This is a genomic window from Chachezhania antarctica (assembly GCF_003646465.1).
Lineage (GTDB): Bacteria > Pseudomonadota > Alphaproteobacteria > Rhodobacterales > Rhodobacteraceae > Chachezhania > Chachezhania antarctica.
Window position 1 is genome coordinate 277,738 of record NZ_QZEX01000007.1, and the last position, 23,876, is coordinate 301,613.

Sequence of the window (23,876 nt, forward strand, 5' to 3'; positions counted from 1 at the left end):
CCCCCTCAGTCCGGGTCCTGACCGGGACCCCATCAGGAGACACCGGACGTGACGAACCGCAAGCTCTACCTTGGCCCGCTGACCGACAACCGGCGCTGGGACAGTGTTGTCCTTCGGCCCGACGACGTGGTGGTCGTGTCCCCGCCCAAGAGCGGCACGACCTGGATGCAGACGATCATCGCCCTGCTGCTGTCCGGCGATGCCGGGGTCGAAACCGACCTTGCTAACAAGATGCCGTGGGTCGATATCCGCGTCCGGGACATGACCGACCTGTCCGAACGCCTTGAAGCTATGCACTGCCGCCGCAGCATGAAGACCCACACGCCGCTGGACGGGCTGCCCATCGACCGCCGGGCACAGTACATCTCCGTGTTCCGCCATCCGCTAGACGTGCATTTTTCGTTCCGCGAACATGTCCGGAACCTGGGCCTTCCGGTCTTCGATGCGTGGTATCCCCGGGACGATCCCGACGGCATCGCCTTCCGCCGCTTCCTCGACGGCGGGCCCGAAGGCTTCGACGGCGATCTTGCGCCCCTTGCCCATATCCTGCGGCATTTCGAGACCGCAAAAGCCCTGTCCGACCGGCCAAACGTGTCGCTGTTTCACTATGCCGACATGAAGACGGACCTGCCCGGCACCTTCGCGCGTCTGTCCGACCTGCTGGGCGTGCCGCATTCGGCAAGCGTGATGGAGCAGCTTGTCCACGCCGCGAGCTTCGACAACATGAAAACGAACGCGGACCGCTATTCGCCCCTGGCCGATGGGGCCCCTTCAAAGCTGAAATCGGATTTCTTCCACAGCGGCAGCAGCGGGAAATGGCACGGCAATCTGACCGATGCAGAACTGGCGGCCTATGACGCGAAGATGGATCGCTTCCTGTCGCCGGATGACCGGGCGTGGCTGGAACATGGCGCAAGCCGAACCGGCTGAGCGCTCCGGTTGGCCATCGCCCTGCCCGCATAGGCGCCAGCCACGAAAAAGCCCCCGCAGAACCCTGCGGGGGCCTTTTCATTCGAAACCGGGTCAGGCCGCGCGCACGGCCCGGGCCTGGACGTCCGTCTCAGAGAACGCCAGCCGACGAGCCTGTCGCATTCTGGCCTTCCGAACGGCCGCGCAGTGCCGTCAGTTCCTCGGCCACAAGGAACGCCAATTCCAGCGATTGCGAAGCGTTCAGCCGCGGGTCGCAGGCGGTGTGGTAGCGGTCCGACAGATCCGCGTCCGAAACCGCGTGCACGCCGCCCGTGCATTCGGTCACGTCCTGGCCGGTCATCTCGAAATGCACGCCGCCCGGGTTGGCCCCTTCCGCCGCGCAGACGGCGAAGAATTCCTGGACCTCGCGCAGCACCGCATCGAAGGGCCGGGTCTTGTAGCCCGACGACGACTTGATGGTGTTGCCATGCATCGGATCGCAGACCCAGAGCACGTTGGCCCCTTCTTCCTGCACCGCGCGGATGAGCTTCGGCAGGTGGTCGCCCGCCTTGCCCGCGCCGAAGCGCGCGATCAGCGTCAGGCGGCCCGCTTCGTTTTCAGGGTTCAGCTTGGCCATCAGGACCTTCAGATCCTCCGGCGTCAGCGTCGGCCCGCATTTCAGGCCGATCGGGTTCAGAACGCCGCTGGCGAATTCGACATGCGCGCCATCGGGCTGCCGGGTGCGGTCGCCGATCCAGATCAGGTGGCCCGAACCCGCAAGCCACTTGCCGGACGTGGAATCGAGCCGCGTCAGCGCCTCTTCATATTCCAGCAGCAGGCTTTCGTGGCTGGTGTAGAAATCCACCGTCGACAGCGTATGCGCGCTTTCGCGGGTCACGCCCGCGGCCCGCATGAAATCGAGCGTGTCGGAAATCCGGTTCGCCATCTCGCGGAAGCGTTCCGCCTTTTCGCCTTCGGTGAAGCCCAGCGTCCAGCCATGGACGCGGTTCACATCGGCATAGCCGCCCGACGAAAAGGCGCGGATCAGGTTCAGCGTTGCCGCGGCCTGAGTATAGGCCTGCAGCATGCGCTGCGGATCGGGCACACGGCCTTCGGGCGTGAACGCCAGATCGTTGATGATGTCGCCGCGATAGGTCGGCAGTTCGACGCCGTCCACGGTTTCCGTCGGCGCGCTGCGCGGCTTGGCGAACTGGCCGGCCATGCGGCCCACCTTGATCACCGGAACCTTGGCGCCATAGGTCAGCACCATCGCCATCTGCAGCATGACCTTGAACGTGTCGCGGATGCCATCGGCCGAGAACTGGTCGAAGCTTTCGGCGCAATCGCCGCCCTGTAGCAGGAACGCCTCGCCCCGCGCGGCCGAGCCCAGAAGCTCTTTCAGCCTGCGTGCCTCGCCTGCAAAAACGAGCGGCGGATACTTGGCAAGCTGTGCCTCCGCTGCAGCCAGTGCCGCCGCGTCGGTATAATCCGGCATTTGCACCCGCGGTTTCGCGCGCCATCCGGTTTTCTGCCACTTGCCCATTTCATGTCCTCCGTACGAAAGCGGCGTGAGGCGGTCTCTATAACGGCCCTGCGACGAAGTGGCCATAGGTTTTGACCCCATTCCATGACGCCGTGCGGGGCTGGGCGACAATGCACCTTCCGTCCCTACCGGAACGCGCTGTGCAGTTGCGAATGCATGTCATTATAAACTGTTGAAAACAATTGACTTTACCCGACATCTTCCATAATTGCGCGGCTCTGCGGGTGGAACTCATGCATCGCGCGGATCTGCCGAAGGGACGGCCCCATGACTGCACTCTCTATCGGCATTCTTGCCATCACCATGTCTATCGACGCCTTCATCGCCGCGCTGGGAACAGGTGCAAGCGCAGTCCGGCCCAGCCTTGCACGGGCCCTGAAAGCCGGCCTTGTCTTCGGCCTGATCGAAGCGGTGACACCCCTGATCGGCTGGGCGGCGGGCGTGGCGGCCGGCCCCTACGTTGCGCGGGTCGATCACTGGATCGCCTTTGCCCTGCTTGCGGCCGTCGGGCTGCGCATGATCCTTCAGGCGACACGGCCGGACGACGGCAGGCCCGCACGCCCGTCCGCATCGCTCTGGACAACCATCGTCATCGCTTTCGGCACTTCCATCGACGCGATGATCGTCGGCGTCTCACTGGCCTTCATCGACGCGAACATCTTCGTCGTCGCCGGCGCGATCGGAGTGTCGACCATGATCCTCAGTTCGACCGGCATCCTTGCCGGCCGCTATCTTGGCCACCGTTTCGGGCGCGTGGCCGAAGCGATTGGCGGCGGCGCACTGATCCTGCTGGGGGCAAGCATCCTTGCAAGCCATCTTGCGGCCGGCTGAGCCTGCGAAGCGTTTGCTGTCCCCGGTTGTCGTGGACCATTTTCGCCACCGCATGTCGCATCCCGACCCTGACCTGCCTTGTCCGGCTATTGACCTTGCCCGAAAGCTCTGACCATGCTGCGCGTCATCTGCGCAGACAGCCAGTCATTAACACGAAAAACAACCTCATGAGACAAAACCGTTCACCCTTCGAGGCAGAACAGGGCGAGCTTCGCACAAAGCGCGTGGTCTTCGTTCTGCTCAAAGGGTTCAGCCTGTTGTCTTTCGCCTCTGCGGTCGAATGCCTGCGCATCGCCAACAGGATGTCCAAGGAACAGCTGTACGACTGGAGCCTGATCGGCGAAGGCGGCGACGTGGTACAATGTTCCGCGGGAACCGCCTTTCACCTCGACGACGACCTGTGCGCCCTGTCGCGCGACGACACCGTGCTGGTCTGCGGCGGGCTGGACATACAGGACGCGACGACGAAACCGTTGATGAACTGGCTGAGGCGCGAGGCGCGCAAGGGGCTGGTGGTGGGCGGCCTGTGCACCGCGGCCTACACGCTGGCCCGCGCAGGCCTGCTGGACGGCAAACGGGCAACCATTCACTGGGAGAACCAGGACAGCTTCGTCGAGGAATTCGAGGACGTCCGCCTGACCAAGTCGGTCTTCGTGGTCGACGGCAACCGGCTCAGCACCGCGGGCGGCACGTCGTCGATCGACCTGATGCTGAAGATCATCGCCGACGATCATGGCGAGGAACTGGCCAGCGCGGTCGCCGACCAGATGATCTACTCCTCGATCCGCACCGATCAGGACACGCAGCGGCTGTCGGTGCCCACCCGTATCGGTGTGCGGCATCCGAAACTGTCTCTGGTGATCCAGATGATGGAAGCCAATATTGAGGAACCGGTCAGCCCGGCGCTGCTGGCCTCCGAAGTCGGCATGTCCACCCGCCAGCTGGAGCGTCTGTTCCGCCGCTACCTGAACCGCTCACCCAAGCGGTATTACATGGAACTGCGCCTGCAGAAGGCCCGCAACCTGTTGATGCAGACCGACATGAGCGTGATCAACGTGGCCCTGGCCTGCGGCTTCGCCTCGCCCTCGCATTTCTCGAAATGCTACCGCGCGCACTACCAGACGACGCCCTACCGCGAACGCGGCGCCCGGGGCACCAACGGCGCAAGGTTGTCGGTCTAGGGTTCCCGTCGCCGTCGCGGCCCTCCCCGTCGAAGGGGGCTCTGCCCCCGCCCGAGCCTGCGGCTCGGACTCCCCCGGAGTATTTCGGAAGAGAAGAAGGGCTCAGACGCGCCCCGGCTTCTTCTCTTCCCCGCCGGAGGCGGCACCACGGTTTCGCGTCGATCACGGCTGAAATGCCGGGATGCGGTCAGCCCGGGATCATGCGGTAGACGGCGCCCTCGCCTACGGACAGGAACCAGATCGCCCCGTCCGGCGCCTCGACGATGTCGCGTACGCGTCCCGTCGCACCTGCCTCGATCTGTTCGGCTTCGTGCATGGAGCCCGCCTCAAGCCGCGCGATGTAGTCGAATTTCAACGAGCCCACGAAGCCATCCCCGCGCCATTCCGGCCAGAGCTTGCCGGAATAGATCATCATCCCCGACGGCGCCATGGACGGATCCCAGTAGAAGGCCGGCTGTTCCATACCCGGTTTCGACGTACCTTCGCCGATCTTCTGGCCGGAGTAATGCGTGCCGTAGGAGATGACCGGCCAGCCGTAATTCGCGCCCTTGCGGATCCGGTTGACCTCGTCCCCGCCCTTGGCACCATGTTCGGCCACCCACAGCCGGCCCTGCAGATCAAGGGCCGCGCCTTGCGGGTTGCGGTGGCCGTAGCTCCAGATCTCGGGCTGGATGCCCTGCTGCCCTGTGAACGGGTTGTCCGCTGGGACGGAGCCGTCGCGGTTGATGCGGATCACGGTGCCGTTGTGGTTCGACCGGTCCTGCGCCGAGGGCCTGTCGCCCCGCTCGCCGATGGTGACGAACAGCGTACCGTCCCGCGCCTCGACAACGCGGGAGCCGAAGTGGCGCGTGGTCCGGCCGACGGGCGCGGCCTCGAACAGGGTGCGAACGTCGTCCAGCCGCTGACCGTCAGGGCTGAGCCGCGCGACGGCAAGCGCCGTACCCGCCCCTTGGGGCTGTGGCTTGGAATAGGTCAGGAAGATTTCGCGCGTCCTGTCAAAATCCCGCGGAATCGCGATATCGAGCAGACCGCCCTGCCCGCTGGCTTTCACCCGCGGCACGCCACGCACCTTCCGGGCCTCGCCCCCCTTCACATACAGCAGATCGCCGCCGCGCTCGGTCACGAGGTAGGTGCCATCGGGCAGAATGCCGATGGCCCAGGGCGCATCGAGCCCCGTCAGAACCGGATCGATCCGCACCTCTCCGGCCGAGACGGAAACCGTTTCCGCCAAAGCGGGCCACGCCGCAAACGTGACAAGAATGGCAATCAGGGTCGCACGCATGTCGCAAGCCTCTTCGTTTTTCGGCGCTTTGCTTTCATGTAGTGCGCATGCCGCCGCGTGCCCGGGCGGTCATGCAAATGTGACCGTCGTCTAGAAAATGTCGGGCTTGGCGACCATCACCCACGACAGAACCAGCAGTCCCGCGAACCCGCCGCAGCCAAGGATCACCCAGATGCGGAACAGGATGCGGTAGCTCCGGTCCAGGGAGGCGCCCGTGTCCCGCGCCACGCGGGCCATGTCCCGCAGATGGACCTGGATGAATACCATCGGCAGCCAGTGCACGACGACAAAGGCAAAGATGCCAAGCGCCACCGTCACCCATGACCCGATCAGCGGCACACCCGCCAGACGGGCAAGCGCGATACCGGACAGCAGTTGCAGCGCCATCGCCGGAGCGGTCAGAAAGGCATCGGCCCGCACCGCCACCGAGGTCACATGCGCCATCATGGATGGGTCGGCGGTCACATGGGTCCAGAACATGAACAAACCGATGGTCGCCGCTGTGCCGAACAGCACGACCATTCCAACCAGATGGACGAACAACAGTATGTTTTCCAACATCAAAATCTGTAACATTTCCATTAGGGGGTCAGGGCGCACAATCCATTTCCCGCCATCGAAATACAACCCCGCGCGCGAAATCTTTTTCCATGGCAACTAACGCAAGGGAAACCCTGCCCAAATAGCGCACAGGCGCCCAATTCTCGCCCATTCCCCCTTGCGCACTGCGCTGCGGCATGACTGAAATGTAACGAACTGGAAAAGCTGCCGGGATGCAGCGACGCGCGCAACGAGGGGCAAGGCGTGACGCCGACACAGACCGACATGATCGTCGTCGACGATGTGCACAAGCATTTCGGCGGCTTCCACGCCGTGGACGGCGCATCTCTGACCATTGCGAAGGGCTCGATCACCGGGCTGATCGGCCCGAACGGCGCCGGCAAGACGACGCTGTTCAATGTCATCGCGGGCGTGCTGGGGCCGACATCCGGCACCGTCACGATGGATGGCGAGGATATCACCGGCCTGCCCCCGCATGACCTGTTCGCCAAGGGCCTGCTGCGCACCTTCCAGATAGCCCATGAATTTTCGTCCATGACCTGCCGCGAAAACCTGATGATGGTCCCCGGCGGCCAATCGGGCGAGACTCTGTGGAACACGTGGTTCGGCCGCCGCCGCATCGCCGACGAGGAACGCGCGCTGCGCGCCCGCGCCGACGAGGTACTCGAATTCCTCACGATCTCGCACCTGGCCGACAACAAGGCGGGCGAGATCTCGGGCGGGCAGAAGAAGCTGCTGGAGCTAGGGCGCACCATGATGGTCGACGCCAAGATCGTCTTCCTGGACGAGGTCGGCGCCGGCGTGAACCGGACGCTGCTGAACACGATCGGCGACGCGATCATCCGGCTGAACAAGGAACGCGGCTACACCTTCGTCGTCATCGAACACGACATGGATTTCATCGGCCGCCTGTGCGACCCGGTGATCTGCATGGCCGAAGGCCGCGTGCTGGCCGAGGGCACGCTGGACGAGATCAAGGTCAACGAACAGGTGATCGAGGCCTACCTGGGCACCGGCCTGAAGAACAAGGCAGCGGCCGGATGAACGGGATCGCACGCGCCGGTACCATGAGTATCTTCGAAGAGAAGAAGCCCGCGGTCGCTTCAAGTGCGGCGACCGGCCGTTCAGAGCCCCGGCCGCGAATCCTCCCGGTTTTCTTCTTTCCACAAATACTCCGGGGGGAACGGCCCGCAGGGACGTGGGGGGCAGCGCCCCCCTGCCCGGTCGTTGCCCTTGGAACGGCAGCATGGGGGCACCCGACATGAGCGATCCCTACGGCGACCGCGGCAACAAGGACCGCTCGATCACCAAGGACAGCGGGGCCGAGCTGAAGCCCGGCGCATATTCCGGCACGCCCCATGAAGGCGCGGCGGGTGAGCCCTTCCTGATCGGCGACGCGATGACGGGCGGATACGGTGCGGGACCCGACATCCTGCACAATTGTACCGTGGCCGTGGAAAAGGGCGAGATCGCAGTGATCGTTGGCCCGAACGGCGCGGGGAAGTCGACGGCGATGAAAGCCGTGTTCGGCATGCTCGACCTGCATGGCGGCGACGTGCGGCTGGGCGGCACCAGCATCGCGCATCTGACGCCGCAGGCCCGCGTGTCCGAAGGCATGGCCTTCGTGCCGCAGACCCAGAACATCTTCACCACCATGAGTGTCGAGGAAAACCTTGAAATGGGCGCCTTTATCCGGCGCGACGATTTCCGGGACACGATGGCGCAGGTCTATGACCTGTTCCCGATCCTGAAGGAAAAGCGGCGCCAGAAGGCGGGCGAATTGTCCGGCGGGCAGCGTCAGCAGGTGGCCGTGGGCCGCGCGCTGATGACCCAGCCCAAGGTGCTGATGCTGGACGAACCCACCGCCGGGGTCAGCCCCATCGTGATGGACGAACTTTTCGACCGCATCATCGAGGTCGCCCGCACCGGCATCCCGATCCTGATGGTCGAACAGAACGCGCGACAGGCGCTCGAAATCGCCGACAAGGGATATGTCCTTGTGCAGGGCGCAAATGCGTTTTCCGGAACGGGAAAGGAACTGCTCGCCGATCCCGAAGTGCGCAAGAGCTTCCTGGGGGGATAGGGAATGCATCTCAATTCCTCCGATATGCCAATTCAATTGGGAAAGTCATTTTTCCGAACTGCTTCGCGCCGGGAAATGGCGAGGCTGGAACCGGGCTCACCCGGAAGGCCCGGGATCGGTAATTGCATTACCGTCGCCAAGGGGTCGCGGGCCAAACTCTGGCCCTCGCCCTCCACGCTGCAATTCTTCAAGGAGACGCCATGGACGTCCTGAACGCGCTGGTCGCCTTCAGCAATTTCGTGCTGGTTCCCGGCATCGCCTATGGCAGCCAGCTGGCGCTCGGCGCGCTGGGGGTGACGCTTGTCTACGGGATCCTGCGGTTTTCCAATTTCGCCCATGGCGACACGATGGCCTTCGGGACCATGGTCGTGGTGCTGGTCACATGGGCCTTCCAGGGCGCCGGCATCTCGATCGACCCGCTGCCTACAGCACTTCTGGCGATCCCGTTCGGCATCCTCGTGACCATCGCGATGCTGCTGGGGACCGACCGTGTCGTCTATCGCTTCTACCGGGCGCAGAAGGTGAAACCGGTGATCCTCGTGATCGTGTCGATGGGCGTGATGTTCATCATGAACGGCATCGTCCGCCTGATCATCGGCCCCGGCGACCAGCGCTTTTCCGACGGGGAGCGCTTCATCATGAGCGCGCGCACCTTCAAGGAGATGACGGGGCTCGACGAAGGTCTGGCGATCAAGACGACGCAGGGCATCACCGTGATCACGGCGATCATCGTGGTGCTGCTGCTGTTCTGGTTCCTGGGCCGCACCCGCACCGGCAAGTCAATGCGCGCCTATTCCGACAACGAGGATCTGGCGCTGCTGTCCGGCATCAACCCTGAACGGGTGGTCATGGTCACATGGATTATCGTGGCCGCGCTGGCGACGATTGCCGGCACTCTCTATGGTCTCGACAAGAGCTTCAAGCCCTTCGTCTACTTCCAGCTTCTGCTGCCAATCTTCGCCTCGGCCATCGTCGGCGGGCTGGGAAGCCCGCTGGGCGCCATCGCGGGCGGCTACCTGATCGCCTTCGCCGAGGTGACGATCACCTATCCGTTGAAGAAGGTTCTGGGCTACCTTCTGCCCGAAACCCTGGCGCCCGACGGGCTGGTCCAGTTGCTGAGCACGGACTACAAGTTCGCCGTGTCCTTCGTGATCCTTCTGATCGTGCTGCTGTTCAAGCCCACGGGCCTGTTTGACGGGAGGGCGCATTGATGAGCGATAGACTCCGCAACACGCTGCTGTTCGGCGTCGTGGCCCTTCTGATCCTGATCGTGGGCCTGATACAGGGCGCGAACACTGCGCTGCTGATCGTGAACATGGGGCTGATCTCGGCCGTGATGGCCATCGGCGTGAACCTGCAATGGGGCTTCGCCGGGCTGTTCAACATCGGGGTCATGGGCTTTGTCGCCCTTGGCGGGCTGGCGGCCGTGCTGATCGCCATGCCGCCCACGACAGAGGCCTGGGCCGAAGGCGGGCTGGGCGTTCTGACAGCGCTGGTCCTGGGCGCGGCCACGGTCGTGGCGGCCGTTCTGGTGCGCAAGCTGATGCCCAAGGGCCTGCCGCGCGCGCTTGCGATGCTGGCGGTTCTGGTCGCGGGCTTCTTCATCTACCGCGCGGTGTTCGATCCGGCGACCTCGGCGGTCGAGGCGGTGAACCCCGCCGGCACCGGCTATCTGGGCGGGCTGGGCCTGCCCGTGATCATCGGCTGGCCGGTGGGCGGTCTGCTGGCCGCGGGCGCGGCGTGGCTCGTGGGCAAGACGGCGTTGGGCTTGCGCTCCGACTACCTCGCCATCGCGACACTGGGCATTGCCGAGATCATCATCGCGGTCCTGAAGAACGAGGACTGGCTGTCGCGCGGCGTGAAGAACGTGGTGGGCCTGCCCCGGCCCGTGCCCTACGAGGTCGACCTGCAGGCCAACGCCGATTTCGTGACGATGGCGGGCGATGCCGGTCTCGATCCGATGGTGGCCTCCGCGCTTGTGGTCAAGGTCGCCTATGCCGGGCTTTTCGCTGCCGTGCTGGCCGTTGTCCTGATCCTTGCCCAACTGGCGCTCAACAGCCCCTGGGGCCGGATGATGCGCGCGATCCGCGATAACGAGGTCGCGGCCGAGGCGATGGGCAAGGACGTCACCCGCCGCCACCTGCAGATCTTCGTTCTGGGCTCGGCCGTGTGCGGCATGGCGGGCGCGATGATGACGACGCTCGACGGGCAGCTCACGCCCGGTACCTACCAGCCGCTGCGGTTCACCTTCCTGATCTGGGTGATGGTGATCGTGGGCGGATCCGGCAACAACCTGGGCGCCGTGCTGGGTGGGTTCCTGATCTGGTTCCTGTGGGTCGAAGTCGAACCGATCGGCCATGCGCTGATGTCCGTGATCACGGCCGGCATGGCCGATGGCAGCGCGCTGAAGACCAACCTTCTGGATAGCGCCGCGCATATGCGGATGCTGACAATGGGCGTCGTTCTGCTTCTGGTGCTGCGTTTCTTCCCGCGCGGATTGATACCCGAAAAGTAGCCAATCTCGCCCTAACCGAACATCGCCAAAAAATGCTCGCCTTGGATAGAATTCATTAACGAATTGCTGCGAGGGTGTGATTGTTCGCGGATGTCTCCCGATGTCCCGAACTCTTCCTCCCTGTCAGACTGGCCGTGTCTCCGGACACGGCCTTTTTTTCGTGCGCCATTATGCATCGGCAGCAATTCCGGAGCCTCGCGAGGCGCTCACAATTTGGCTATGGGCTGTTGACCGTACCGGGTTAGTTTCGTAACGTCACACGCAATAACTAAGTCGGCCGGTCCGACGGGGAGAAGACTTGAAAAGGGGGCCAGTGTTGCCTCCTTTTCGCATCTCTGGCCCCTGCCCTGAAAGGGCTGCTCCACCCCCTTCACACTTCTTGCCGACGGGGTTCGGATCTCCCCCTGACAGTGCGGACACGGCGTGGTATGCACCTGCCGAACTACTGTCCTTATGCGAGAATCTCATGGTCCGTTATCTGACTTCGCTCCTGGCCGTTACGGTCGCCCTCTCCACCGGTCCCGCATTCGCGCAGGATACAACGCCCGCCACGTCCGGCGACGGGCTTGACCTGGGGCAACCTGTCGAAGACGGCACGCCCCAGCAGGGCGAACGCTACCTGAAGCAGGAATACGGTGACTGGAGCCTGGCCTGCATCAAGACCGAAGCAGAAACCGATCCCTGCTCCCTGCTTCAGATCCTGACCGACGCAGACGGCAACTCCGTCGCCGAAGTGTCGCTCTTCCGCCTTGAAGGCGCGGGCCAGGCCGTGGCCGCGGCAACGGTGATCGTTCCCCTGGAAACCCTGCTGCCGGCACAGCTCACGATCAAGGTCGATGCGGCCAAGGGCAAGCGGTACCAGTACAACTTCTGCAACCAGGTCGGCTGCTACGCGCAGATCGGGCTGACACAGGAAGACGTCGACGCGTTCAAGCGCGGCAGCGTTGCCACCGTGAGCCTCGTGCCCGCGCCCGCACCGGATCAGACCGTCGATCTGAACATGTCGCTGTCGGGCTTCACCGCCGGCTACGATGCGGTGGACGTCGTCGCAAACTGATCGATACCTCGCCCGGCGCCTTGAAATACAGGCGCCGGCGCACCGGGCTTCTTTGGTCCTGAAATACCTCGGGGGAGTCCGCGCGGCGCGCGCGGGCGGGGGCAGCGCCCCCGGCCACGTCCCGGCGATCAGATACGCCGGATCGCCAGAACAGCGTTGAGGCCGCCAAAGGCGAACGCGTTCGACAAGGCCACCGTCACATCCGCATCGCGCGCCTCGTTCGGGACCACGTCCAGCGCGCATTCCGGGTCGGGCTCCTCGTAGCCGATGGTCGGCGCGATCACCCCGTCCCGCACCGCCATGATGCAGGCCAGCAGCTCCACCGCGCCGGTGCCGCCGATCAGGTGGGCATGCATCGACTTGGTGGACGAGATCATCAGCTTGTCGGCATGATGCCCGAACACGTCCGCCACCGCGGCGCATTCCGTCTTGTCGTTGGCCGCCGTGCCGGTGCCGTGGGCGTTGATGTAGCCCACCTCGTCCCCGTTGATTCCGGCATCGCGAAGCGCCCCCGAAATCGCCCGTGACGCGCCCTGTTTCGACGGCATCACGATGTCGGAAGCATCGGAAGACATGGCGAAACCGATCACCTCACACAGGATCTCGGCCCCGCGGGCCTTCGCGCGCTCGTATTCCTCGAACACGAAAACGCCCGCGCCCTCGCCCTGTACCATGCCGTTGCGCGTGGCCGAGAACGGCCGGCAGGCATCCTTCGACATCACGCGCAGACCTTCCCAGGCCTTCACGCCGCCGAAGCACAGCATCGATTCCGATCCGCCCGCGACCATGGCCGGCGCCATGCCCGACCGCACCATCGCGAAGGCCTGCGCCATCGCGTGGTTGGACGACGCGCACGCCGTCGACACGGTGAAGCTGGGCCCCTTCAGGTTGAAGTCCATCGACACGTGGCTGGCCGCGGCGTTGTTCATAAGTTTCGGCACGACGAACGGGTGCACGCGGTTCTTCCCGTCCTCGTAAACGGACCGGTAATTGTCGTCCCATGTCGACACGCCGCCGCCCGCGGTGCCCAGCACCACGCCGGAGCGCGCGGCAAGCTCACCCTCGAAGACCAGCCCCGACTGCGAAATCGCCTCACGGGCGGCGATCAGCGTGAACTGGGTGAACCGGTCATAAAGCGCCAGCTGCTGGCGGTTGAACTGTTGCAGCGGATCGAAATCGCGCACCTGCGCGCCGATCCGGATCGCCAGACGGTCGACATCGCGGAAATCCAGCTCTCCGATTCCGCAGCGGCCTTCGCGCATGGCTTCGAGCGTGGCCGGCACCGAATGGCCAAGCGCATTGATGGTGCCCGCCCCTGTGATCACGACACGATTCATGGGTAACACCACCACAGGGCAGCCCGGTCAGGACAGGTCATACCTTTTCAGAGACCAGTTTCTCGATTCCCGCAACGATGGCTGCAACGCTCGAAATGTCGAAATCGCTTTCAGACGGCTCATTGGCGTTGAACGGTATGGTGATGTCGAAATCCTCTTCGATGGCGAAAATGCTCTCGACAAGACCAAGGCTGTCGATGCCCAGGTCTTCGAGCGTGCTGTCCATGGTGACGTCGGAGGGTTCCAGCACCGCCTGTTCGGCAATGATCGCAATGACCCGGTCCTTGACGCTCATGATCCCCTCCACATTCGCCATTCTGGTACTCGCGCGTCGTTTACCCGTTCGGCTCCTTGTTGAAAACAGCCTTCTTCAATTCGGCGACGTCACGCAGCAGACGCGGCAGCCGGCGCTGTGCCTTGTAGATCTCGGTATGAAGATCCATCTTCACCGCCGGATAGCCCATCAGCACCCGTCCCGCAGGCGCGTTCGACACGATCTTGGTGGCTCCGCCGGCCACAACGTTGTCGCCCACGAAGGTATTGTCGGCGACGCCGCACTGCCCCCCCAGCACCACGTTGTTGCCCATCACGACCGAGCCCGAAAGCCCTGTCTGGCCGCAGATTAGGCAGTCGGTGCCGATCTTCACGTTATGCCCCAGATGGACCTGATTGTCGAACTTCGTCCGGTCGCCGATCACCGTGTCGCGGATGGTGCCGTTGTCGAAGGTGCAGCCCGCGCCGATCTCCACATCGTCGCCGATGCGGACCGCGCCCAGCGAATGAATGCGGATCCAGCTTTGCGCCTGCGTGTCGCCCTGATCGGCCAGCGTTTCGCGCACCTTTTCCACGCCCGACACCTCCGGCGTGACAAACGAAAACCCGTCGGCGCCGATGCGTGCACCCGGCTGGATGAAGACCCGCGCCCCGATCACGACCCGTGCGCCTATGCTGACCGCCTCGCGCACATAGCCGCCCGGCCCGATCTGCGCGTCGGCCCCGACATAGACCTGCGGCCCCAGAACCGTCCCGTCGCCGATCCTTGCGCCCGCGGCGATGACCGCCAGCGGCCCGATGGAGACATCGGCGCCGATGACCGCAGACGGATCGATAACGGCAGATGGATGGATGCCCGGCCCGAATCCCTGCCCACGGTCCAGCCGCGCGGTCAGGCCGGCCATGGCCAGCCGGGGACGCGGCGCGAAGATCGCGGCCTTCAGGCCCAAGGCTTCCCAATCGGCACCGTCCCACAGGATCGCGGCGCGCGCCGCACCCTGCCCCAGAGCCTCGGCATAGCGGGGCGACATGGCCAGCGCCAGATCCCCCGGCCCCGCATCACCGGGTTCGGCGGCGCGGGTGACGGTCAGGCTGGTATCTCCGGCAGAAGGCAGGTTCAGCGCCTGCGCAAGCGCGGCGATGGAATGGTCCATTGAGGTCCCCCGATCAGCAGAGCAATCGGGCGAGGCTTAGCTCTGAACCGGGTTCAGCGCCACCCCCGCGTTGGAAAGCGCCTCCCAGATCCGCGCATCGCGGCCATAGACGTCGGGACGGAACTCAAGCCGGCCCTGCGCATCGGTGAAGGCGGTGCGGTAGATCAGGTGCACCGGCACGGGCGTGTCGAGCGTCACCCTTGTTTCCGCGCCCGTGTCCAGGACCCGGTGGAAATCGTCTTCCGGACTCTCGGTCTGGACCGACAGCAGTTCGTAGGCGAACTCGAACGGCTCTGCCAGGCGGATGCACCCGTGGCTGAAGGCACGCGTGGTGCGATCGAACAGGTGCTTCTGCGGCGTGTCGTGCAGGTAGATGTTGTACTGGTTGGGGAACATGAACTTCACCAGCCCCAGCGCGTTCGATTTCGACGGCGGCTGGCGCATCGAGAAGGGGAAGTTCTTTCCGCTGTAATTGGCAAAATTCACCGACCCGCGGTTCACCACCCGGCCCCGGCTGTCGGTGATTTCCAGGTGTCCCACCGCGTGGCGGTTCTGGCGCAGCTTCGGCAGGTATTCGTTCCGGATGATCGACCGCGGCACGTACCAGCTGGGATTGATGACCATGTGTTCCATCACGTCCGAAAATTCGGGCGTGCGCCGGCCGGACCGGTTGGCCCCGACAACGGAACGGGTTTCGAACGCGATATCGCCGTCCTGCATGATTCTGGCCGAATAGTCGGTGATGTTCACTTTCACGTGGCGCGCGCCCAGGTCCTGGTTCAGCCAGCGTTCGCGCTCCATCGCGACCAGCACGGACTGTAGCCGCTTGTCGGCCGGGACATTGATTTCCTCGATCGTCTCCGGGCCCGCGACGCCATCGGCTTCCAGACCGTGGGTCAGCTGGAATTCCTGCACCGCGTTTTCCAGCGCGCGGTCGAAATCGCGGGCCGGGCTGGGGTCAAGATACCCCATTCGCACCAGCCGGTCGCGCAGGCGGACGACGTTCGGTCCGCTGTCGCCAAGCTCCAGCCGGCCCGAAGGCACAGTGGCCCCCCAGCGCCCGCTGGCCATGGTTTCCTCAAGCAGCAGGCGTTGCTTCATCAACGCGCGGTATTCGTTGCTTTGCGGGGGAAGCGTCATGAACCCGGCGCGCACCTCTTCGGCCGTATCGCCCGAGATGCTGTCCAGCAGCGCGCCCTTGTCAGTGTACTGCACCTCGCGCACGATCTGGCTGTCGATCTTGCGGGGCGTCAGGATGCCCGACTGCACGTCGCGGGCATATTTCAGGAACGCGTCGCTCATCGCGATTTCCAGCGCGCCCAGTTGGCGCGGGGTCTCTGCCGCGCTCATCTGTGCGATCAACGCGTCGGGATCATAGCGTGAGGCCGGGATTCCATGGACATCGACCGAGCGCATCGCCTCCAGCAGGAAGGCGCGGCGCGCCTGTCCGGCGGCGTCATCGGCCGTCCACAACGGGGCGTAGTCGCGTTGACGATAGAGCGTCGCGACGGAATCGCGGCCAATGGCGCTTTCGGCCACGCCCTGCTTGAACGCGGTTACCTGGGCCTGGGCGGAGCTGACGGCGATCAGACCGCCAAGCAGAATACCGCCGAGCCAATGTTTCGCGGAAAGTGCTGTCTTGCCTGTCGAACGGATCGCGGTCATCTGCATTGGCCTATCGTCTGAAATCGGTTCGGGTTCTCTTAGACCCCTGACGCTAATCAACATTTATGGAAGCGGGGTCACCTGTCCATTCACAATTGGTCCAGCGTGTCCCGGCAGCACCAGTCCAACTCAAAAACGAGTCGAAAGTGCAGGTTTTCGTAGGGTCAATTCCGGATTCCCGCATTCTCACAGAAATTTGCGCAGAAATTTGCCGAAAGTTTGGAACTTTCCGGGATCATCTGAATCGAGACTTGGCCGGCGAATCCGGCTGTGCCATACCTTTGATGGGATCTGGGTGTGGATAAAACCGACGCGTAACATCGCGTTAAAGGCAGAAAAACGAGCGTACAGGACGGCGCAATCATATGCAAAACGACCAGAGGATGCCGGCATTCAACCGGCGGGGGATTCTCAAGGCGTTCGCAGCTACCGCAGTAGCCGCAACACCTACATATGCCGGGGCCGCCGGCTTCCTACGGGGCGGCGGCGATGTCAGGCGGCTCCGGATGTATTCCGGCCGCACCGGCGAACGGCTCGACATGATCTACTGGATCGACGGCGACTACATCAAGGACGCCGTGAAAGAGGTCCATCACTTCATGCGGGACTGGCGGACGGACCAGATAAAATCCATCGATCTTCGGACGCTGGACATCATGGCCGCCGCGCACAACCTGATGGATGTGAACGAACCCTACATGCTGCTGTCGGGCTATCGCAGCCCGCAGACCAACGCGATGCTGCGCTCTCGCTCGCGCGGCGTGGCGAAGAACTCGCTCCACATGAAGGGCCAGGCGGCCGATCTGCGGCTCTCGTCGCGCTCGGTCAACCAGATGTACAAGGCCGCCGTGGCCTGCCAGGGCGGCGGTGTCGGCCGGTACTCGCGGTCGGACTTCGTGCACATGGATTGCGGTCCGGTCCGCAGCTGGGGCGGTTAAGCCCCCCCGCTTCGCGCGATCAGGACAGGAAACAGCGGCCCCTCTTCGGGGCCGTTTTTCGTATCGGGTGCGGGATCAGGTGCCCCAGGCCCCCGGCCCCGCGCAGGTCCGGAGATAGCCGATCAGCCCAGTCGTCGACCCGTCCAGCCCATCGCCCGCATCCCGATCGCACAGAACCGGATCGATGGCCTTGGCCAGAACCTTGCCCAGCTCGACCCCGAACTGATCATACGAGTTGATGCCCAGCACGACGCCTTCCACGAACACCCGGTGTTCATACAGCGCCACGATCATCCCCAGAACGTGCGGCGTGAGCCTGGGATAGGCCAGCGTCACAGACGGCCGGTTGCCATGGAAGACACGATGGCGCGCGGCGGTGTCCAGCGCGTCGCCGGAAAGCCCCTCCCCCGCGACCATGGCCTTTGCCTCGTCCAGGCTTCGGCCCAGCATCAGCGCCTGCGACTGCGCCAGGCAGTTCGCGATCAGCAGCCTCTGGTGCTGGCCAAGGTCCGGTTCATGCCCTTCGGCGGCGATCATGAATTCGCAGGGGACGATATCGGTCCCCTGGTGGATCAGCTGGTAGAACGCGTGCTGGCCGTTCGTCCCCGGTTCGCCCCAGACAACAGGACCGGACGGGATCTCCAGATCCGCGCCATCCATGGTCACGCTCTTGCCGTTGGATTCCATCTCGAGCTGCTGAAGATAGGCCGGCAGCCGCAGCAGGCGCTGATCATAGGGCAGCACGGCGCGGGTGGCATAGCCCAGAACCTGCCGGTGCCAGATGCCGACAAGCGCCAGAAGGACCGGCAGGTTTTCGGCCAGTGGCGCCTCGCGGAAATGGTCGTCCATCGCGGCCGCGCCCTTCAGGAACGCGTCGAAATCCTTGGGACCGATGGCCAGCATGATGGACAGCCCGATCGGCCCCCACATGGAGTAGCGCCCGCCCACCCAGTCGGCGAAGCCGAAGACGCGTTCGTCGGGAATTCCGAATTCGGCCGTCTTGTCCAGCGCCGAGGACAGCGCCGCGAACTGCCGGCCCGGGTCGCCACCGCCATTGATCATCCACGCGCGGATGGAGCGCGCGTTGGTCATCGTCTCGATGGTGGTGAATGTCTTCGACGCCACGATCACCAGCGTCCGTGTCGGATCGAGATGCCGGATCGTGTCGGCCAGATGTGCGCCATCGACGTTCGACACGAAATGGCACCGGGGTCCGTCGGCATAGGGCGCCAGCGCACCGCAGGCCATCACCGGGCCAAGGTCGGACCCGCCGATGCCGATATTGACGATATCCGTGAACGCCCCGCTTGCCCCGCGTGCGGACCCGGACCGGACAGCCTTCGCAAAGGCGCGCATCCGGTCCAGCGTTTCACGCACGCCGGGCATCACGTCTTCGCCGTCGACGGTCACCGGGCCCTTGTCGATATTGCGCAGCGCGGTGTGCAGGACGGCCCGGCCTTCGGTTACGTTGATGGGCGCGCCCGAAAACATCGCCGCGCGCCGGTCGGCCAGTCCGCTCGCCTCGCACAGCGCCAGCAGAGCATTCAGCGTGTCGGCGTCGATATTGGTCTTTGAGAAATCGAACAGCATGTCGCCCGCGCGGGCGCTGAACCGTTCGGCGCGGTCGGGATCGTCATCGAACAGGGTGGAGATCCGCCGCGATCCGATGCCTTCGGCTTTCGACTTCAACACATCCCACATGACGGAATCTCCCTTGGTCCGTGTTCTGACGACACGGGCCTTGTATCGAAAAATCGACCGCCGTGCGCCAGCACAAATGTCAAGACGCGGACATTACGGCGCCCAGTGTACCATTGCGTCATCGAGTACGGCCCGGATCGGCGCGGCTTCGACCGGCAGGTCTGCCGCCCGTTCAAGCGCCGCGCGCTTGTCATCGCCGAAGATCAGGACATGACAGATCCCGGCCGATTGCAACACCGGCCCCGACAGGCTGACGCGCACTTCGGGCTGGTCTTCGGGGCGCAGCGCCACCACGGGCGGCGCGTTTGCGGCCAGCGCCATGGTCAGCCCCGGCGCGCCCGGGAACAAGGACGCGGTGTGCATGTCCCCCCCCATCCCCAGAAGGACGACCGACAAGGGCAGGTGTTCCTTCACCGCGGCCCCGAGCGCGGGCAAGGCCGGCTCTGGCGCAGGCGCATCGGCATGGAGCGACAGGTACGCGGCCACCGCCGCCGGCCCGCGCAGCAGGCGGTCGCGGATCAGGCCCGCGTTCGACCGCGCGTCGTCTTCCGGCACCCAGCGTTCATCGGTGGGCATCACCGTCACCCGCGACCAGTCGATCCCGGCCTGCGACAGCCGGTCGAAGACCGGTCCGGGAGACGTCCCGCCCGCCACCGCCAGACTGGCGCGCCCCGATGTCAGGATCGCCCTGTGCAGATCATTGGCGATCCGGTCTGCGAGCCCTTCGGCAGCAGCGCCCCTGTCGGCCGAGGTTACAAGTTCCATCATGGTCGGATCGCCCTCCATACGCGGCCATCGTTCGCGATCAGCTTTTCGGCCGCGGTGGGCCCTGCGCTGTCACCGTCATAAGGTTCGGGCCGGTCACCCCGGTCTTCCCAGCCATCGATGATCGGGTCGGTCCAGGCCCAGGCGGCCTCGACCTCGTCGCCGCGCATGAACAGGGTCTGGTTGCCGCGGATCACGTCCATGATCAGCCGTTCATAGGCGTCGGGCACCGGTTCGCGTTCCCCCAGCGCCGTCGAGAACGACATGTCGAGCGGCACGTTGATCAGCCGCATGCCGCCCGGCCCCGGTTCCTTGATCGTGACTTCCAGCGTGATGCCTTCGTTGGGTTGCAGTCGGATCGACAGCACGTTGGCATTGTCGCCCGCATCCGCGCCGAAGATCGAATAGGGCGTGTCCTTGAACACAACCTCGATCACCGACGACCGCGCCATCAGCCGCTTGCCCGTGCGCAGGTAGAACGGCGTGCCGATCCAACGCCAGTTCTCGATCTCCGCCTTGATCGCGACATAGCTTTCGGTGGTCGACGCGGCATCCCCCACCGCGTCGCGGTACGATGGATGGTCGGCCCCGTCGCGCGCGAATGCCGCGTACTGCCCGCGGACGACATCCTGCAATCCCACGTCTTTCAGCGCGCGGATCACCTTCAGCTTCTCGTCGCGCACCTCGTCGGGTTGGAACCGCGCGGGCGGTTCCATCGCGATGAGGCACAGAAGCTGCATCATGTGGTTCTGCACCATGTCCCGCATGGCGCCCGCGCGGTCGTAATATTCGCCGCGCCCGCCCACGCCCACGGTTTCCGCCACGGTGATCTGGATGTGATCGACATAGCGCGAATTCCACAAGGGTTCGAACAGCAGGTTGCCGAAGCGGATCGCCATCAGGTTCTGGACCGTTTCCTTGCCCAGGTAATGATCGATCCGGTAGATCTGGCTTTCGTCGAAATGATCAGCCAGCGACCGGTTTAACGCCCGCGCGCTGGCCAGATCGTGACCGAAGGGCTTTTCCACCACCACCCGCGCCTGGTCCGTGGCCAGACCGTGCCCGCGGATCCTTTCTGCCAGATCGCCAAACAGCGACGGCGCGACCGACAGGTAGAAGGCACGCACCCGGTCTTCGGGCAGCAGATCGCGGAGCTCGGGCCAGCCCGCATCGCCGCGCGCATCCAGCTGGACGTAGCGCAGCCGCGCGAGGAAGGCATGCACATCTGCAGCGCCCGGATCGTCCGCCTTGCCAAACTCCACCAGCGCGTCCGCCGCCAGCTTGCGGTATCCGTCATCGTTCAGATCCGACCGCGCCGCGCCGATAATCTGCGCATCGTCCGGAACCTGACCCGCACAGAAGCGTTGGTAGAGCGCCGGCAGGATCTTGCGTCGCGCCAGATCTCCCGTACCGCCGAAAACGACAAGGTCGAAAGGATCGACAGGTATGACACGCGAAACCATCTGCTTTACCTTGCTTGTCCGCTTCTGGCACTGCTATGCCGCCTGACCATGTTCTAGCCCGCCCGTTCCGGTTCGGCGCCGTGACCAAGTTTCACAACCGCGTCAAAAACTGACTCTATTCATAATCAATATGGTATGAAATCGATCTATCTGCTATTTAAATGGCTGATTGCGTTGTGAAGTATTCGATGTGTGTGGCCTGACGAAAGATTCTTAGCTGATGAAAGATATGCCCGAATCCAGCGCACCACCCAAGTTCACCGATCCCGATCATACCGCGGACGGAAGCAAGCGCGCGCGCGTGTGCATGTCGGGTCTGAAGACGCTGTGGTTCAACACCGGCACCTTGTGCAATATCGAATGCGCCACCTGTTATATCGCCAGCAGCCCGACGAATGACGCCCTGCTTTACCTGACCGCGGCAGAGGTCACCCGCTACCTGGACGAGATCGAGGCCGAGAACTTTCCGGTGACCGAAATCGGCTTCACCGGGGGCGAGCCGTTCATGAACCCCGAAATCCTGGAGATACTGGAGGCGGCCCTGTCGCGCGGGTACGACGTTCTGGTCCTGACCAACGCCATGCGCCCGATGCTTCGGCCCCGCACGATGGCCGGCCTGATTGGCCTCGAGGAACGCTTTGGCGCCAAGCTGGTTCTGCGTATCTCGGTCGATCATCACCGGTCGGCCGAACATGACGCCGAACGCGGTCTCGGTAGCTTTGCCCAGACGCTTGAGGGCATGCGCTGGCTGGCGGGTGCCGGTCTGAAGATGGCGGTCGCGGGGCGCAGCAAGTGGGGCGAAAGCGATGCCCAGGCCCGGGCGGGTTTTGCCCGGCTGTTCGCGCGCGAAGGGTTCGATATCGACGCCCACGATCCTGCCGCCACGGTGATCTTTCCCGAAATGGACGAAACCGCGGACGTCCCCGAAATCACGACCGAATGCTGGGGAATCCTTGGCAAATCGCCCGAGGAGGTGATGTGTTCGTCTTCGCGCATGGTCGTGCACCGCAAAGGCGAAGAGAGTCCCACCGTGGCCGCCTGCACGCTCCTGCCCTACCAGCCCGAATTCGACCTGGGCCCGACATTGAAAGGCGCAATGCGGGAGGTCGCGCTGAACCACCCCCATTGCGCCAAGTTCTGCGTTCTGGGCGGAGCAAGCTGCTCCGCCTGAACCCTCAGATGATGAAGTCGTAGACGCTCACGTCCTCTGTGCCGACCAGCACGATCAACATGTCATCGCGCCTTCCGTCACCATCGGTATCGACCAGAACGATCGTGTCTCCGTCCTCGGTTCTCGTGCCGATGCTGGTGCCGTCTTTCGCCTTGCCGCGGAAGCCACCGCCGATATCGACATAGTCGATCGCGATCGACAGGCCCGAGAAGTCGAGCGCATCCTGTCCCGAGGTGAAATCGGCAATCCCATCCGTCTTGCGTGTGTCGGACTCGGCCTTGCGACGGTAAACAAACGTGTCCTCGCCATCGCCGCCGAGCATGACATCTTCGCCGAGGCCGCCGCGGATGATATCGTCGCCGGCCCCGCCGAAGACGGTGTCGCCACCCCTTCCGCCCAAAAGGAGGTCGTCGCCATCCTTGCCCAGCAATTGGTCCGCGCCGCGGCCCCCCTTCAGAACATCGTCGTCCTTGCCGCCGTCAAGGACGTCGCTGCCACGACCGCCCGACAGCATGTCGTCGCCGTTCTGGCCGTTCACGGTGTCGTTGCCCAGATTGCCGTACAGTTCGTCGTTGCCCTGGCGCCCGTTCAACCTGTCGTCGTCCTGGTTGCCATAGATGACGTCGTTGCCCGCGCCACCGTTCAGGCGGTCATCCCCGGCGCGACCGTAGATCATGTTGTCGCCGGCATTGCCCCGGATGCGGTTGTCGTCGCCATTGCCGCCGGCCGTGATGTCGCCATCGCCGAACAGCACCAGCTTTTCGATGTTCTGCGGCACTTCGTAGTCGAATTCGACCTGAATGGTATCGAAGCCGCCGTCCTTCAACTCGATTACGTCGGCAAACATAGAGCTGAGGATGTAGAAATCATCGCCCTCGCCGCCCCGGATCTCAAAGGCAACGCTGTCTTCGCCCCCGAAGTAGACATCGTCCTCCGCGCTCATGCGGATGTCGCCCAAGATCTGGCCGAAGTTGACGATCTCGGTCTCGACGTTGGTCGTGATCGCATTGCCTTCGCCGGCCGTGATGGTCCCGTAGTTGACGATCCCCGACCCAAGTTCGGTCAGTATGTCGGACTTGATCTTGACGCCGCCGAAAATCTCGCCCTGGTTCAAGAGGTCAAACTCTTCGGACCGGCTGACGATACCGTTCTTGAAACCGCGGATCAGGCCGGTTTCGCCTACGTTCAGGCCGACAAAATCGGCACCGGGCGCCACGGTGACCGCGTTCTTGCCCGAGATGATCGTCCCGTCGAGCACGACGCTGTTGTTGCCGTTCAGGTTGAGAGCAGCGCCGCCCTTTGTCTTGATCTGTTCCCCGCGGCCTACGATCAGATCGTCGCCGTCGGCCAGATCCACTCTGGGTGTGAAGCCAGATAAACTTACAAGTGCCATTGGATGCCTCTCCGTCTGTTCAAACATGAACGCCCATCGCGCGGATAAGACGAC

The 23,876-nt window shown here is 64.1% G+C and carries 21 protein-coding genes; 10 read left to right on the forward strand and 11 right to left on the reverse strand.

Translation table 11 applies throughout. The features are described from left to right. The first annotated feature begins 48 nt into the window (after positions 1-48). Positions 49-930, forward strand: a complete 882-nt coding sequence (locus D4754_RS15695; protein ID WP_121065235.1) for a sulfotransferase domain-containing protein — start codon at positions 49-51, stop codon at positions 928-930. Positions 931-1,060: 130 nt separating this feature from the next. Here D4754_RS15695 and D4754_RS15700 read toward each other — a convergent pair whose 3' ends face one another. Then, positions 1,061-2,452: a class II 3-deoxy-7-phosphoheptulonate synthase gene (locus D4754_RS15700; protein WP_121065237.1), complete on the reverse strand. Its 1,392-nt coding sequence runs from the start codon at positions 2,450-2,452 to the stop codon at positions 1,061-1,063. Between the two features lie 267 nt (positions 2,453-2,719). On the opposite strand from D4754_RS15700, the gene D4754_RS15705 reads away from it, so the two are divergent. Further along, complete coding sequence (locus D4754_RS15705; protein WP_121065239.1) at positions 2,720-3,283, forward strand: manganese efflux pump MntP; 564 nt, start codon at positions 2,720-2,722, stop codon at positions 3,281-3,283. 167 nt (positions 3,284-3,450) lie between these two features. Beyond that, positions 3,451-4,464 carry a GlxA family transcriptional regulator gene (locus D4754_RS15710; RefSeq protein ID WP_121065241.1) on the forward strand — a complete coding sequence of 338 codons (1,014 nt, stop codon included), beginning with the start codon at positions 3,451-3,453 and terminating at the stop codon, positions 4,462-4,464. 187 nt (positions 4,465-4,651) lie between these two features. On the opposite strand, the gene D4754_RS15715 is transcribed toward D4754_RS15710, so the two are convergent. After that, the gene (locus D4754_RS15715; protein WP_121065243.1) at positions 4,652-5,746 is read right to left on the reverse strand and encodes a PQQ-dependent sugar dehydrogenase; all 1,095 of its coding nucleotides are present in this window, start codon (positions 5,744-5,746) and stop codon (positions 4,652-4,654) included. Positions 5,747-5,836: 90 nt separating this feature from the next. Next, positions 5,837-6,307, reverse strand: a complete 471-nt coding sequence (locus D4754_RS15720; RefSeq protein WP_163025937.1) for a DUF2269 family protein — start codon at positions 6,305-6,307, stop codon at positions 5,837-5,839. 264 nt (positions 6,308-6,571) lie between these two features. Between D4754_RS15720 and D4754_RS15725 the strand changes: the two genes are divergently transcribed. From D4754_RS15725 to D4754_RS15745, 5 genes are all read left to right on the forward strand, one after another. Then, the gene (locus tag D4754_RS15725) at positions 6,572-7,351 is read left to right on the forward strand and encodes an ABC transporter ATP-binding protein (RefSeq protein ID WP_121065247.1); all 780 of its coding nucleotides are present in this window, start codon (positions 6,572-6,574) and stop codon (positions 7,349-7,351) included. A gap of 217 nt (positions 7,352-7,568) precedes the next feature. After that, positions 7,569-8,390, forward strand: coding sequence for an ABC transporter ATP-binding protein (locus tag D4754_RS15730; protein WP_121065248.1), 822 nt, complete (start codon positions 7,569-7,571; stop codon positions 8,388-8,390). A 200-nt stretch (positions 8,391-8,590) separates the two neighbouring features. Further along, positions 8,591-9,601 (forward strand): branched-chain amino acid ABC transporter permease, encoded by a 1,011-nt coding sequence (locus D4754_RS15735; protein WP_121065250.1) that lies wholly within the window; start codon positions 8,591-8,593, stop codon positions 9,599-9,601. Continuing rightward, a complete protein-coding gene (locus tag D4754_RS15740; RefSeq protein ID WP_121065252.1) occupies positions 9,601-10,905 on the forward strand; it encodes a branched-chain amino acid ABC transporter permease in 1,305 nt (434 codons plus the stop codon). Before D4754_RS15735 ends, D4754_RS15740 begins: the two co-directional genes overlap by 1 nt. 466 nt (positions 10,906-11,371) lie before the next feature. After that, positions 11,372-11,962: an invasion associated locus B family protein gene (locus tag D4754_RS15745; protein ID WP_121065254.1), complete on the forward strand. Its 591-nt coding sequence runs from the start codon at positions 11,372-11,374 to the stop codon at positions 11,960-11,962. A 128-nt stretch (positions 11,963-12,090) separates the two neighbouring features. Here the strand turns inward: D4754_RS15745 and D4754_RS15750 are convergent, their stop codons facing one another. Genes D4754_RS15750 through D4754_RS15765 form a run of 4 tightly spaced genes read right to left on the reverse strand, consistent with a single transcriptional unit; the run spans position 12,091 to position 16,391 of the window. Further along, on the reverse strand, positions 12,091-13,299 hold the full coding sequence (locus D4754_RS15750; protein WP_121065256.1) for a beta-ketoacyl-[acyl-carrier-protein] synthase family protein: 1,209 nt from the start codon (positions 13,297-13,299) through the stop codon (positions 12,091-12,093). Positions 13,300-13,336: 37 nt separating this feature from the next. After that, the gene (locus D4754_RS15755; RefSeq protein WP_121065390.1) at positions 13,337-13,594 is read right to left on the reverse strand and encodes an acyl carrier protein; all 258 of its coding nucleotides are present in this window, start codon (positions 13,592-13,594) and stop codon (positions 13,337-13,339) included. Between the two features lie 40 nt (positions 13,595-13,634). Next, positions 13,635-14,726, reverse strand: a complete 1,092-nt coding sequence (locus D4754_RS15760) for a UDP-3-O-(3-hydroxymyristoyl)glucosamine N-acyltransferase (protein ID WP_121065258.1) — start codon at positions 14,724-14,726, stop codon at positions 13,635-13,637. Between the two features lie 36 nt (positions 14,727-14,762). After that, complete coding sequence (locus tag D4754_RS15765) at positions 14,763-16,391, reverse strand: L,D-transpeptidase family protein (protein WP_121065393.1); 1,629 nt, start codon at positions 16,389-16,391, stop codon at positions 14,763-14,765. Between the two features lie 383 nt (positions 16,392-16,774). On the opposite strand from D4754_RS15765, the gene mepK reads away from it, so the two are divergent. After that, positions 16,775-17,329 carry a peptidoglycan L,D-endopeptidase MepK gene (gene mepK, locus D4754_RS15770; protein WP_163025938.1) on the forward strand — a complete coding sequence of 185 codons (555 nt, stop codon included), beginning with the start codon at positions 16,775-16,777 and terminating at the stop codon, positions 17,327-17,329. 75 nt (positions 17,330-17,404) lie between these two features. On the opposite strand, the gene pgi is transcribed toward mepK, so the two are convergent. The 3 genes from pgi to zwf all read right to left on the reverse strand — a co-directional run bounded on the left by pgi (position 17,405) and on the right by zwf (position 21,258). Next, positions 17,405-19,030 (reverse strand): glucose-6-phosphate isomerase, encoded by a 1,626-nt coding sequence (pgi, locus tag D4754_RS15775; protein ID WP_121065263.1) that lies wholly within the window; start codon positions 19,028-19,030, stop codon positions 17,405-17,407. A gap of 93 nt (positions 19,031-19,123) precedes the next feature. Then, positions 19,124-19,795: a 6-phosphogluconolactonase gene (gene pgl / locus D4754_RS15780; protein WP_121065396.1), complete on the reverse strand. Its 672-nt coding sequence runs from the start codon at positions 19,793-19,795 to the stop codon at positions 19,124-19,126. Further along, positions 19,795-21,258, reverse strand: a complete 1,464-nt coding sequence (gene zwf, locus D4754_RS15785; RefSeq protein ID WP_121065265.1) for a glucose-6-phosphate dehydrogenase — start codon at positions 21,256-21,258, stop codon at positions 19,795-19,797. Before zwf ends, pgl begins: the two co-directional genes overlap by 1 nt. Before the next feature lie 220 nt (positions 21,259-21,478). Here zwf and D4754_RS15790 point away from each other — a divergent pair, with 220 nt between their 5' ends. Further along, positions 21,479-22,429 (forward strand): radical SAM protein, encoded by a 951-nt coding sequence (locus D4754_RS15790; protein ID WP_121065267.1) that lies wholly within the window; start codon positions 21,479-21,481, stop codon positions 22,427-22,429. 4 nt (positions 22,430-22,433) lie between these two features. On the opposite strand, the gene D4754_RS15795 is transcribed toward D4754_RS15790, so the two are convergent. Beyond that, positions 22,434-23,822, reverse strand: coding sequence for a calcium-binding protein (locus tag D4754_RS15795; protein WP_163025939.1), 1,389 nt, complete (start codon positions 23,820-23,822; stop codon positions 22,434-22,436). Between the last annotated feature and the right edge of the window lie 54 nt (positions 23,823-23,876).

Coding starts and splice junctions, on each gene's coding strand:
- mepK (WP_163025938.1), top strand. CDS start 16,775: ATGCCGGCATTCAACCGGCGGGGGATTCTCAAGGCGTTCGCAGCTACC.
- D4754_RS15735 (WP_121065250.1), top strand. CDS start 8,591: ATGGACGTCCTGAACGCGCTGGTCGCCTTCAGCAATTTCGTGCTGGTT.
- pgi (WP_121065263.1), bottom strand. CDS start 19,030: ATGTGGGATGTGTTGAAGTCGAAAGCCGAAGGCATCGGATCGCGGCGG.
- zwf (WP_121065265.1), bottom strand. CDS start 21,258: ATGGTTTCGCGTGTCATACCTGTCGATCCTTTCGACCTTGTCGTTTTC.
- D4754_RS15705 (WP_121065239.1), top strand. CDS start 2,720: ATGACTGCACTCTCTATCGGCATTCTTGCCATCACCATGTCTATCGAC.
- D4754_RS15790 (WP_121065267.1), top strand. CDS start 21,479: ATGAAAGATATGCCCGAATCCAGCGCACCACCCAAGTTCACCGATCCC.
- D4754_RS15720 (WP_163025937.1), bottom strand. CDS start 6,307: ATGTTGGAAAACATACTGTTGTTCGTCCATCTGGTTGGAATGGTCGTG.
- D4754_RS15745 (WP_121065254.1), top strand. CDS start 11,372: ATGGTCCGTTATCTGACTTCGCTCCTGGCCGTTACGGTCGCCCTCTCC.
- D4754_RS15730 (WP_121065248.1), top strand. CDS start 7,569: ATGAGCGATCCCTACGGCGACCGCGGCAACAAGGACCGCTCGATCACC.
- pgl (WP_121065396.1), bottom strand. CDS start 19,795: ATGGAACTTGTAACCTCGGCCGACAGGGGCGCTGCTGCCGAAGGGCTC.
- D4754_RS15750 (WP_121065256.1), bottom strand. CDS start 13,299: ATGAATCGTGTCGTGATCACAGGGGCGGGCACCATCAATGCGCTTGGC.
- D4754_RS15740 (WP_121065252.1), top strand. CDS start 9,601: ATGAGCGATAGACTCCGCAACACGCTGCTGTTCGGCGTCGTGGCCCTT.
- D4754_RS15700 (WP_121065237.1), bottom strand. CDS start 2,452: ATGGGCAAGTGGCAGAAAACCGGATGGCGCGCGAAACCGCGGGTGCAA.
- D4754_RS15760 (WP_121065258.1), bottom strand. CDS start 14,726: ATGGACCATTCCATCGCCGCGCTTGCGCAGGCGCTGAACCTGCCTTCT.
- D4754_RS15725 (WP_121065247.1), top strand. CDS start 6,572: ATGATCGTCGTCGACGATGTGCACAAGCATTTCGGCGGCTTCCACGCC.
- D4754_RS15795 (WP_163025939.1), bottom strand. CDS start 23,822: ATGGCACTTGTAAGTTTATCTGGCTTCACACCCAGAGTGGATCTGGCC.
- D4754_RS15715 (WP_121065243.1), bottom strand. CDS start 5,746: ATGCGTGCGACCCTGATTGCCATTCTTGTCACGTTTGCGGCGTGGCCC.
- D4754_RS15765 (WP_121065393.1), bottom strand. CDS start 16,391: ATGACCGCGATCCGTTCGACAGGCAAGACAGCACTTTCCGCGAAACAT.
- D4754_RS15710 (WP_121065241.1), top strand. CDS start 3,451: ATGAGACAAAACCGTTCACCCTTCGAGGCAGAACAGGGCGAGCTTCGC.
- D4754_RS15755 (WP_121065390.1), bottom strand. CDS start 13,594: ATGAGCGTCAAGGACCGGGTCATTGCGATCATTGCCGAACAGGCGGTG.